General features: G+C 65.0%; 10 protein-coding genes and 1 pseudogene. 1 reads left to right on the top strand and 10 read right to left on the bottom strand.

Features of this window, described 5'->3' with window-relative positions:
- The 7 genes from dxs to EN742_RS14125 all read right to left on the bottom strand — a co-directional run.
- On the bottom strand, positions 1 to 1,340 hold a 1,340-nt coding region (gene dxs / locus EN742_RS14155; RefSeq protein WP_128332935.1), incomplete at its 3' end, for a 1-deoxy-D-xylulose-5-phosphate synthase.
- Between the two features lie 108 nt (positions 1,341 to 1,448).
- The gene (locus EN742_RS14150; protein WP_127406861.1) at positions 1,449 to 2,369 is read right to left on the bottom strand and encodes a pirin family protein; all 921 of its coding nucleotides are present in this window, start codon (positions 2,367 to 2,369) and stop codon (positions 1,449 to 1,451) included.
- 8 nt (positions 2,370 to 2,377) lie between these two features.
- Positions 2,378 to 2,644: a DUF2277 domain-containing protein gene (locus tag EN742_RS14145; protein WP_127406862.1), complete on the bottom strand. Its 267-nt coding sequence runs from the start codon at positions 2,642 to 2,644 to the stop codon at positions 2,378 to 2,380.
- A 44-nt stretch (positions 2,645 to 2,688) separates the two neighbouring features.
- Positions 2,689 to 2,940, bottom strand: a complete 252-nt coding sequence (locus tag EN742_RS14140) for an exodeoxyribonuclease VII small subunit (RefSeq protein ID WP_126055931.1) — start codon at positions 2,938 to 2,940, stop codon at positions 2,689 to 2,691.
- 3 nt (positions 2,941 to 2,943) lie between these two features.
- Complete coding sequence (locus tag EN742_RS14135) at positions 2,944 to 3,870, bottom strand: histone deacetylase family protein (protein WP_127421582.1); 927 nt, start codon at positions 3,868 to 3,870, stop codon at positions 2,944 to 2,946.
- An 87-nt stretch (positions 3,871 to 3,957) separates the two neighbouring features.
- Positions 3,958 to 4,938, bottom strand: a complete 981-nt coding sequence (locus EN742_RS14130; RefSeq protein ID WP_127407104.1) for a hypothetical protein — start codon at positions 4,936 to 4,938, stop codon at positions 3,958 to 3,960.
- Between the two features lie 129 nt (positions 4,939 to 5,067).
- Complete coding sequence (locus EN742_RS14125; RefSeq protein ID WP_127407105.1) at positions 5,068 to 5,661, bottom strand: TetR/AcrR family transcriptional regulator; 594 nt, start codon at positions 5,659 to 5,661, stop codon at positions 5,068 to 5,070.
- A gap of 120 nt (positions 5,662 to 5,781) precedes the next feature.
- Here EN742_RS14125 and EN742_RS14120 point away from each other — a divergent pair, with 120 nt between their 5' ends.
- Complete coding sequence (locus EN742_RS14120; protein ID WP_126055935.1) at positions 5,782 to 7,005, top strand: MFS transporter; 1,224 nt, start codon at positions 5,782 to 5,784, stop codon at positions 7,003 to 7,005.
- A gap of 65 nt (positions 7,006 to 7,070) precedes the next feature.
- Here EN742_RS14120 and EN742_RS14115 read toward each other — a convergent pair.
- The 3 genes and pseudogenes from EN742_RS14115 to EN742_RS14105 all read right to left on the bottom strand — a co-directional run.
- Positions 7,071 to 7,576, bottom strand: a pseudogene (locus EN742_RS14115) (GNAT family N-acetyltransferase); the annotation flags it as partial.
- A 27-nt stretch (positions 7,577 to 7,603) separates the two neighbouring features.
- Positions 7,604 to 8,704, bottom strand: coding sequence for a 3,4-dihydroxy-2-butanone-4-phosphate synthase (gene ribB / locus EN742_RS14110; RefSeq protein ID WP_126055936.1), 1,101 nt, complete (start codon positions 8,702 to 8,704; stop codon positions 7,604 to 7,606).
- Positions 8,705 to 8,829: 125 nt separating this feature from the next.
- A partial coding sequence (locus tag EN742_RS14105; RefSeq protein WP_128332934.1) for a chorismate synthase occupies positions 8,830 to 9,105 on the bottom strand: 276 nt, incomplete at its 5' end.

Raw genomic sequence — 9,105 nt, 5'->3', positions numbered from 1 at the left:
AAGCCGGGCAGCGACGCGAGGAAGGTGGTGTCGAAGGCGCCGCAATGGGTGGCGCCGTCGGCGCCGACGAAGCCGGCGCGGTCGATTGGAAAGCGCACCGGCAGCTTCTGGATCGCCACGTCATGGACAACCTGGTCGTAGGCGCGCTGCAGGAAGGTCGAATAGATGGCGGCGAAGGGCTTGTAGCCCTCGGTGGCGAGCCCGGCGGCGAACGTCACCGCATGCTGCTCGGCGATGCCGACATCGAACGTCCGGGTCGGGAAAACCTCGCCGAAGAGGTCGAGCCCGGTGCCGCTCGGCATGGCGGCGGTGATCGCCACGATGCGGTCGTCCGCGTGCGCTTCCTGGATCAGGCTCTCGGCGAAGACCTTGGTGTAGCTTGGAGCGTTGGCGGGCGCCTTGGCCTGCGCGCCAGTAATGACGTCGAATTTGTTGACGCCGTGATATTTGTCGGCGGCGGCTTCCGCCGGGCCATAGCCCTTGCCCTTCTGGGTCACGACATGGATCAGCACCGGGCCGTCGGCATTGTCGCGGACGTTCTTCAGCACCGGGATCAAATGCTCGAGATTGTGCCCGTCGATCGGGCCGATGTGATAAAAGCCGAGTTCCTCGAACAGCGTGCCGCCGGTAACGTAGCCGCGCGCATGCTCGACTGCCCGCGTGATGGCGCGGTCGGCGCGCTTGCCGAGGTAGGAGGTCAGCTTCTTGCCGAAATCGCGCAGGCCGAGATAGGCCTTGCCGGAGGCGAGCCTCGCTAGATAGGCGCTCATCGCGCCGGTCGGTGGAGCGATCGACATGTCGTTGTCGTTGAGGATGACGATCAGCCGGGCATCGAGGGCACCGGCATTGTTCATCGCCTCATAGGCCATGCCGGCCGACATGGCGCCGTCGCCGATGACGGCAATGACGTTGTTGCGTCCGCCAGACAACTCGCGTCCGACAGCCATGCCAAGGCCGGCGGAAATCGAGGTCGAGGAGTGGGCCGCGCCGAAGGGGTCGTATTCGCTCTCGGCCCGCCGGGTAAAGCCGGAAAGGCCGCCCTCCTGCCGCAAGGTGCGGATGCGGTCGCGGCGGCCGGTCAGGATCTTGTGCGGATAGGCCTGGTGGCCGACATCCCAGATCAGCCTGTCGTCCGGCGTGTTGAAGACGTAGTGTAGCGCAACGGTGAGCTCGACCACGCCGAGCCCGGCGCCAAGGTGACCGCCGGTGTGGGAAACGGCATCGATCAGCTCGGCGCGCAGTTCCGAGGCGAGCTGCGGCAGCTCGCTTTCGTCAAGCGTCCTCAGATCCGCGGGGATGCGGACCTTGTCGAGGAGTGGCGTTTGCAGCGTCGCGTTCACTTGTTGAGAGGCCTGGTCAAACCTGATGTCATGCACGTTGATCATGGGCGAAATATGCCGCCGCCCGGCGAATGTAAATGCGTGTCAATGACGCGGATGGTTCTGACGTTAATTGTCCGGTAACGGAATGAACTCTTCCTCGTCTCCGGGAACGATATCGAAGCGGCCCGTCTTCCATTCTTCTTTCGCCTGCTCGATGCGCTCTTTCGACGACGAAACGAAATTCCACCAGATGTAGCGCCGGGAGCCGAGCGAGGCGCCGCCGAACAGCATGAAATGGGCACCGTTCTCCGACGAAACCACGATTTCGTCGCCCGGTTTGAACACCAGAAGCCGCTCGGCCGGGAAACGGTCCCCGGCAATCGAGACCTCGCCTTCCAGCGTGTAGATGGCGCGTTCCTCGGCATCGGCCGGAATCTTGACGCTGGCGCCAGCCGCCAGCCTCAGATCGGCATAAAGGGTGTCCGAGGCGGTCGAAACCGGTGAGCGCAGTCCAGAAAAGTCGCCGATGACGACGCGACCGCTGACGCCTTCAGCATCGATCTCGGGCAGGCGCATCACCGCGGTGTTCTGGAAGACCGGGGCGACTTCCTCCTTGCCGTCGGGCAGCGCCAGCCAGGTCTGCAGGCCGGAGATCGACATCGGCGCGCCACGCAATTCCTCAGGCGTGCGCTCGGAATGGACGATGCCGCGCCCGGCGGTCATCAGGTTCACGTCGCCCGGTGCGATGACCATTTCGGTACCGAGCGAGTCGCGATGTCTGATCCTGCCGTCGAACAAATAGGTGACGGTGGAAAGCCCGATATGTGGATGCGGGCGGACATCGATGGCGTGGCCGGCGCGCAGGATGGCCGGCCCCATGCGGTCGAAGAAGATGAACGGCCCGACCAGACGGCGTTTCGCGGTGGGCAGGGCGCGGCGAACCTCGAAGCCGCCAATGTCCTTGGCGTTGGGAATGACCATCAGTTCGATCTGGTCGCAGGCGAACGAATCGCCGGGCTCAGGATCGTTTCCCGGAAAGAAGCTCATCCGATCCCTCAGGCGAAACGGAGGGCGGATCTGGCCTTTGCCTTGGCCGCCTCTTCCTCGCGATTGCGCGGAGTCTGTGTCGTTTCAAGCGAATCAAGCAAATCTCGCGCCGCGGCCGCAATCGCCTCGACCGCATGGTTGAAGGCATGCTCATTGCGCTTGGAGGGCTTGGTCGAGCCACTCAGCTTGCGCACGAATTGCAAGGCTGCGTCATGGACCTCATCATTGGTCGCCGGCGGTTCGAAGTTGAACAAGGTCTTGATGTTTCGGCACATCGCTTGGATTCCTGCCTGCTTTCCTCTGCCCCGCCCCGTGCGGACTAATCCGCGTCCAATGGCTCCGTGCCGACCGGCTTGCCGTCACGCGACAGCCTGATCTTCTCGACCTTGTCTTCGGCCGCCTTGAGCAGCCGGTCGCAATGCGCCTTCAGCGCCTCGCCGCGCTCATAGATGCGGATCGACTGGTCGAGCGGCACGTCACCACGTTCCAGATCATCGACGATCTTTTCCAGCGCGTCGAGCGCCTGCTCGAAGCTCATCGCCTTGACGTCCTCGTTGCTTTCGCCTGCCATACTCTATCCCTTCATCAGCCGCCCGACATGGGCGGCGACCGAAAATGCCAATCCCTGCAGATCGTAGCCGCCCTCGAGCAGGCTGACGAGCCGGTTGCCGCTATGGCGCCCGGCGCGCTCCATCAGCTGGCCGGTCGCCCAGTCGAAATCCTCCTCGGTCAGGTTGATCTCGGCCAGCGGATCGCGATGGTGGGCGTCGAATCCGGCGGAAATGATGATCAGGTCGGGCGCGAAATTGTCGATCGACGGCAGCACGCGCGACAGGAAGGCATCGCGAAACGTGTCGCTGCCGGTGCGAGGCGCCAGCGGCGCGTTGACGATGTTGCCGGCGCCGGTTTCGCTCCTGGCACCGGTGCCCGGGTAAAGCGGCATCTGGTGCGTCGAGCAGTACAGCACCGACGGATCGTCCCAGAAGATGTCCTGCGTGCCGTTGCCGTGATGCACGTCCCAGTCGACGATGGCGACACGCTCGGCCTGGTGCTGCTTCTGCGCGTAACGAGCAGCGATCGCCGCGGTGTTGAACAGGCAAAAGCCCATGGCGGTGGTCTTTTCGGCGTGGTGGCCAGGCGGGCGAGCAGCGACGAAGACATTGGCGGCGCGGCCTTCGAAGACATCATCCACGGCGGCGTTGGCGGCGCCGATCGCCGTTACCGCCGCCTGCCAGCTCTTCGGGCTGGCGCTGGTGTCGGCATCGATCGAGACAATGCCGGTCTCAGGGATCGCGGCGCGCACGCGCGCGACGAAATCCTCCGGATGCGCATAAAGAATGGTGGCCTCGTCGCCTTCCGGCGCCTTGACGCGGTCAAGCGCCGAAAATGCCTCGTCGTCAAGCACGCGCTCGACAGCGCGCAGGCGGTCGGGCCGCTCCGGGTGGCCGGGCGGGGTGAGGTGTTCGAGGAAGACCGGGTGAGTGTAGAGACGGGTAGCCATGCCCCGATATAGGCGCGCAAGACCGGTTTGGCCATGTTTTCGCGCCACCAAAGGGGCACGTTCAACAGAGATTAGGCAAGGGTTCGGCTATTGGGGTGCCGGCTGCGTCCAGCGCGAGCCGCCGAAGGACGCCAGCGCCTTGTCCTTCAGTTCACGGAATTTCGAGGAGGCTTCCGCCAGCCGGCGGTCCCAGTCGGGATTGGGCACCTGGCCTTCGATGGTGGCGAAATAGACCTGCATCAGAGAGGCGATGGCGAAGGGCTCGATGAAGGCTGCCTTGAAGGCCCAGGCAAAGACGATGGCCAGAACGAAGGCCCAGCCGCCAAGCTGGCCCGGCATGGCCCAGAGAATGGCGCCGGCTGGCGCCAGCATGAGCAGGAAGATCACGAAGGACACGCCCCACATGATCACCGCCAGCCAGACCGCGTTCTTGACCATGGTCTTGCCGTTCTGCGCGTAGAGCACGACGCCTTGCCTCGCCGTCTCGAAGGGCGAGGTGGAGTTGATGCGGATGTTGTAGCCGAGGATGATCTCGTCGACATAGGTCAGCGACATGCGGATCACCGTGTTGATGAAGCTGACAAGGCCGTTGAGACCGGGAATGGGCAGGAAGGCGGCGATGCCGCCGATGAGGCCGGTGATGGCGCGGATGGCGCCCTTGACCAGCTGGTCGATCACGAACAGCACATTGGCCTCGGCGAAGCGCTCGGTCACCACGGCCCTGGCATAGGAGATCTGGTTCTGGCCGTCGGGAACGTCCTGGCCGTCGATCAGATGGACCATGACGGCGATATGCCCGGCCTTGAGGACGTAGAGGATGTATTCGCGGATCCAGTAGACCGCTACGGACACGACGCCGAAGCCGACCACCCCGCCCCACAGCGCGAAGGAGAGCGGCCCCTCGGGGTCGGTGGAGATGTGGCCGACGCCATAGCCGACGCTGGCGCCGGTGCCGGTCGCCATAATGTAGGCCAGCGTGATGCCGAAATAGACGATCATGCGAAAGACGATGAAAGGCCATGTCCTGATCATGATGGACACCGACCGGCCGATGCTGAAGTCCCACATGGCCCGACTCTCCCGCCTCAGAGATGGTAGAGGAGGATGCGCTCGCCCCGGCGATTGTCAATCTTGGCGGCGCCGCGCCGGCCCAAAACCGGTGTACAAACCGCGCGTCATGGTTGCTGACCCGTTCGCTCAGGGCTCCTTGCGCAGCCCCTCGAGCAGTTGCTTGAACGCCGCCACCGCCTTTTTCGACGTCGCTTCCGGATCCTGCGAATTGGCGATCCGCTGCGCAGCCTGGCTGCTGGCGCCGTTGATCAGCCGCGCCGTGGTCTCGGGGTCGAGGTCGGCCACGACCACGCCTTCCTCCTGCAGCCTGGTCAGGTGATCGGTCATCGACGCCGTGCATGCGCTGGCGTTCGGCCACTGGGCCGGATCACCCAGCACCGCCGGGGCATCGCGGAACATGATGCGCTGGATTTCCGGCTCCAGCGCCAGTTCGATGTAAGTGGTGCATTCGTCGACGAAATGCTGCCAGCGGGTCGGCGCCCTCGCCGCCACCTCGTTCACCCGGGCAGCCATCTCGCCGTCGATCTCGGCGATGACCGCCTGCAGCAATCCCCGCTTGTCGCCGAAGTGGTGATAGAGCGCGCCGCGCGTCAGCCCGGCAGAGGCGGTGAAATCATCCATCGAGGCGTCCGCGTAGCCGATGGTGCCGAAAGCGTGGCGGGCGGCCGCGATCAGCTTGGCGCGCGTCTCGGCGATCATCTCCTTGCGAGGTCGGCGCATGCGGTCTGGCCCTATTCACATACGCTTCGTATGCCAATTGACATACGCGGCGTATGATCTATCTGAATTCATACGCAGCGTATGTAATTGTCGATCCTTCCCTTGTCGAGGACCCAGACCATGCAGAATCCCTATTCGGAAATCTTTCGAGCTCCCGGAAGCAAGGGCTTCGCCGCGGCCGGTTTCGTGGCCCGCCTGCCAATCGCCATGGCGCCGATCGGCATCGTCGCCATGCTGTCGCAGACCCATGGCGAATACTGGCTGGCCGGCGCCGTTTCGGCGAGCTTCGCGCTGGTCAACGCTTTCCTTGCGCCGCAGATCTCCCGGCTGGTGGACCGCCTCGGCCAGACGCGCATCGTCGTGCCGACGACGGTGATCTCCGTGCTCGCCTTCGCAGCGCTGATCGCGGCGGCCAACCAGGACTGGCCGATATGGACGCTGTTTGCTTCGGCGCTGCTTGCCGCGGCCATGCCCAGCATCCCGGCGATGGTGCGCGCCCGCTGGACGGAGATCTTCCGGGATCGCCCGGAGCTGAACACCGCTTTCGCCTTCGAGTCGGCGGCGGACGAGTTGGTCTATATCGCCGGGGCATCGTTGTCGGTGGGATTGAGCACTGCGCTCTTCCCGGAAGCAGGCATGCTTGCAAGCACCCTGTTCCTCGGCTTCGGCTCGGCAGCCTTCATCCTGCAGCGTGCGACCGAACCCGGCGTGCGGCCGGCGGAGCATGGTGCGCGCGGCTCGGCGATCCGCCTGCGGCCGGTTCAGATCATAACCTTCGCGCTGATCTTCATTGGCGCGACCTTCGCCACCACGGAAGTGAGCACGGTGGCGATCACCGAGGAGCTCGGCCAGCCGGAAGCGGCAAGCCTGGTCATCGGCGTCTATGCGCTCGGCTCGTTCATCCTCGGCATCATCATCGGCGCGCTCAACCTGAAAATGCCGCTGCAACGCCAGCTGGCCATTGCGGTCGCCGTGATCGCGCTCACCACCCTGCCGCTCCTCGTTGCCAGCACGGTGCCGCTGCTCGCGCTCGCCGTCTTCGTCAGCGGCGTCGCGATCTCGCCGACCTTCATCACCGCCTTCGGACTGATCGAGCGGCGCGTGCCGGAAGCGATGCTGACCGAGGGAGTCACCTGGGTGATGACCGGAATCGGCATCGGCATGGCGCTCGGCTCCTTCGCCGCCGGCGCCGTGGTGGATGCGTTCGGCGCCCAGAGCGGCTTCCTTGTGTCGGTGGCAGCGGGGGTGATCGCGCTGACGACGGTGCTCATCGGCCAGCGCAGCCTGGCCGGGCCGCATTGCGATCTCACCGGATGCGAAGCGAGCGCCGTTCCCGCGCAATGAAGCCGAGGCCGTTCCCGTCCCCAGGCGACCGGCCCTGGATCCTCGTCGCGCCGCCCGAACATCCGCGATGTGACACCGAAGAGCATCGTCGGCGCGCCGTGCAACATTACATCGCGCTCGAAGACGAAGCCGCATTTCTGCAGCACGCGCCGCGACGCCGGATTGGCGCGGCGCGCCAGGCCGATCACACGGTCGGCGCGCAATGGACCGAAGGCGGCGTGCAGCGCCTCTTGCACCAGCTCCGTCGCGAAGCCGTGGCCCAGCTTTCGGGCTGTAGGTGGTAGGACAGGTTCAGACCATCGAAATCGCTGGAGACGGTGACGCCGCCGAAGCCGACCATCTTCCCGCCCGCCTCGACCGCCCAGCGGCCAAAGCCGTGCCTATCCCAGTGGCCGATGTCGCGCGCGAGCCTTGCGGCGCTGTGCTGCGGCGTATCCGGCGTCGGATCGGGACGATGCGCGACAAGCTCATTGCGCGAGAAGAGGTCGATCAGGAAAGCCAGGCCGGATGTTGCCGGCCGGCGCAGCAGCAGCCTTCCGCTACGCTGGCTGGAAGGCAGTGACACGTTCATCCGCTCCCAGCCCGGAGCCGACCGGCCTTAAAGGATCTCAGTCTTGGCGATGTGGATGCCGAAGCCTTCAAGGCCGACATAGTGGCGCTCGCGCGAGGCGATAAGGTTGATCGAGGAAATGCCGAGATCCTTGAGGATCTGCGCGCCGAGGCCGATCTCGCGCCATTCGTTCTCGCGGCGGCGAGCTTCTTCGTGGTCTTCACGATCGCCGCTTGCCGGCCGCTTGCGCTCCTGGTGGGCAACGCCAACTGAGCCCTCGCGCAGGTAGACGATAACGCCGCGCCCGCGCTCGCCCATCGCCTTCATGATGGCGTCGAGCCGATGGCTGGTGCCGAACACGTCGGTCACGACATCCTCGGAGTGCAGGCGCACCGGAACCTCCTCACCGTCGCGGATATCGCCGAAGACAACCGCGACGTGGTGCATGGAATCCCAGGGCAATGTGTAGGTGAAGACCTGAGCCTTGCCGCCGAGCGTGTCGATGTCGGAGCAGGCGACGCGCTCGACCAGCGTTTCCTTGCGCTGCCGGTAGGCGATGAGATCGGCCACCGAAACCTGCTTCAGGCCGTGCGCCACGGCGAAGGCCTGCACTTCGGGACCGCGCTTGACCGTGCCGTCATCGTTGACCAACTCGGAGATGACGCCGATCGGCGGCAGGCCGGCGAGCTTGCAAAGGTCGACGGCGGCCTCGGTATGGCCGGAGCGCATCAGGACGCCGCCTTCGCGCGCAATCAGCGGAAAGATATGGCCGGGGCGGACGAAATCGGAGGCGCCGACATTGCCGTTGGCGAGGTTGCGGACGGTGAGCGTGCGGTCGTCGGCGGAAATGCCGGTCGTGGTGCCGTGCTTGAAGTCGACGCTGACGGTGAAGGCGGTGGTGTGGGCGGAGTCATTGTCGGCCACCATTGGCGCCAGGTTGAGGCGCTTGGCTTCCTCGCGCGGCATCGGCGTGCAGACGATGCCGGAGGTATTGCGCACGATGAAGGCCATCTTCTCCGGCGTGCAGTGGACTGCGGCGACGATCAGGTCGCCTTCGTTCTCGCGCCCGTCATCGTCCATGACCACGACGATCTCGCCGCGCTCGAAGGCGCGGATGGCTTCGACGATCTTCTTTTGGTCGTATGGCATTGTGCGCTCGCTTTGCTCGCAAGGGAGTAGGGGAATAGGGCAGTAAGGGAGCAGGGGAAAGCGAAAAGTTCGGCGTCGGAGCGCGAGCTAGCCCTACTGCCCTACTGCCCTACTGCCCTACTGCCCTACTGCCCTACTCCCTTCCCCGTCTGTCCTCTGTGCCGCAGATAGTGATCGGCAATCGCGCAGGCAACCATCGCCTCGCCGATCGGCACAGCGCGGATGCCGACGCAAGGGTCGTGGCGGCCCTTGGTCATCACCTCCACGTCGTTGCCGTCCTTGTCGATCGATTTGCGCGGGGTCAGAATCGAGGAGGTCGGCTTGACGGCGAAACGGGCGACGATCGCCTGCCCGGTCGAGATGCCGCCCAGGATGCCGCCGGCATTGTTCGACAGGAAAAC

Origin of the sequence: Mesorhizobium sp. M4A.F.Ca.ET.020.02.1.1 (assembly GCF_004022645.1) — a bacterium.
GTDB lineage: Bacteria > Pseudomonadota > Alphaproteobacteria > Rhizobiales > Rhizobiaceae > Mesorhizobium.
This window is presented reverse-complemented; position numbering and strand designations above follow the sequence as displayed.

Excerpts from the sequence above, each read along its gene's own strand:
- ribB (WP_126055936.1), bottom strand. The coding sequence starts at position 8,704 with ATGCCATACGACCAAAAGAAGATCGTCGAAGCCATCCGCGCCTTCGAG.
- EN742_RS14145 (WP_127406862.1), bottom strand. The coding sequence starts at position 2,644 with ATGTGCCGAAACATCAAGACCTTGTTCAACTTCGAACCGCCGGCGACC.
- EN742_RS14135 (WP_127421582.1), bottom strand. The coding sequence starts at position 3,870 with ATGGCTACCCGTCTCTACACTCACCCGGTCTTCCTCGAACACCTCACC.
- EN742_RS14120 (WP_126055935.1), top strand. The coding sequence starts at position 5,782 with ATGCAGAATCCCTATTCGGAAATCTTTCGAGCTCCCGGAAGCAAGGGC.
- EN742_RS14150 (WP_127406861.1), bottom strand. The coding sequence starts at position 2,369 with ATGAGCTTCTTTCCGGGAAACGATCCTGAGCCCGGCGATTCGTTCGCC.
- EN742_RS14125 (WP_127407105.1), bottom strand. The coding sequence starts at position 5,661 with ATGCGCCGACCTCGCAAGGAGATGATCGCCGAGACGCGCGCCAAGCTG.
- EN742_RS14130 (WP_127407104.1), bottom strand. The coding sequence starts at position 4,938 with ATGTGGGACTTCAGCATCGGCCGGTCGGTGTCCATCATGATCAGGACA.
- EN742_RS14140 (WP_126055931.1), bottom strand. The coding sequence starts at position 2,940 with ATGGCAGGCGAAAGCAACGAGGACGTCAAGGCGATGAGCTTCGAGCAG.